Below are 1,021 nucleotides of genomic sequence, written 5' to 3' on the forward strand. Positions count from 1 at the left end.
ACAAGGACTTTTGAGCGAGTTATTGTTTTATGGATCAGTATCTTGCCATGGTGATCTTCACCGTGGATACTGAACGAATGTTTGGCTAAATCAATGCCATAAATTGATTGTGACATGGTGGCCTCCAGCATTTGTTAATCAGACTTACCAAGTGTGGCAGAGCCTGATGAGGGGGAGTCCATGTCATTCGTTATATGCAAAGGAGAGTGCGGTGAATAAAGTCGTATCAATATTAAGTTTGTCACTAATTTTAGGTGCTTGTGCATCTACAAGCCCTAAGACTGAAGTAACAGGGATATCTGTAAAATTACCCCAAGACAATTGGGTTCAAGTGACAAATAAAGAAGAAACGGATCAATACATTAAAGAGTGGGTGCCAAATGGAAAAACACCATTTGATACAAACTGGATAATTACAGAACAAAAATTACCTATCCAATCAAAAACCTCGGCTGAGAATTTTCAAAAGAGTATGTTTAGCTTAGCTAAACAGTCGTGTACAGATGTTCTTTACAATGGCCCTCAAGAAATAAATGTTAATGACCATTTAACATCAGTTGGTCGTATCATGTGTGCAAAACAGAATGGTAAATCATACGGTACTTTCACCGACCAACGTGTAGTTATCCAAGGTTTAACCGCATATGTTGTAACTAGTGAGCTACGAATCCCAGCGTCTTCAAAAGCCGGTGTGTTAGCTTTTGATAAAGAGCAACTAAACGAAATGAAAGAGTTTATGCAACTACAAGGAAAGTCTTCTTCTTTTGTTCGAAAATCAGTAAATGTTTGTCTTAGTGATAGTGTTAATTGCATATAACAAGCTGTTCAAGCGGGACTGCTAAAGTTTGGCTCGGTTTCGCTTCGCTACACATTTTAGCCAAACATTTATCAACCCCTTAACAGGGCTACATGGACTCCCCCGATTGTCAACAACAGCGTCAGGTAATGGAAGGTTGGGACTGCCGCTCTACATTCGGTCTATTTACTGGCTTTGTTGCCATGACCCTGATGACACTACGCG

The 1,021-nt window shown here is 40.0% G+C and carries 1 protein-coding gene; it reads left to right on the plus strand.

Annotated features, from left to right (window positions below):
* Positions 1 to 211: 211 nt before the first annotated feature.
* Positions 212 to 817, plus strand: a complete 606-nt coding sequence (locus C9I99_RS26880) for a hypothetical protein (RefSeq protein ID WP_107351893.1) — start codon at positions 212 to 214, stop codon at positions 815 to 817.
* Positions 818 to 1,021: the final 204 nt, after the last annotated feature.

Origin of the sequence: Photobacterium lutimaris, assembly GCF_003025555.1 — a bacterium.
Taxonomy (GTDB): domain Bacteria; phylum Pseudomonadota; class Gammaproteobacteria; order Enterobacterales; family Vibrionaceae; genus Photobacterium; species Photobacterium lutimaris.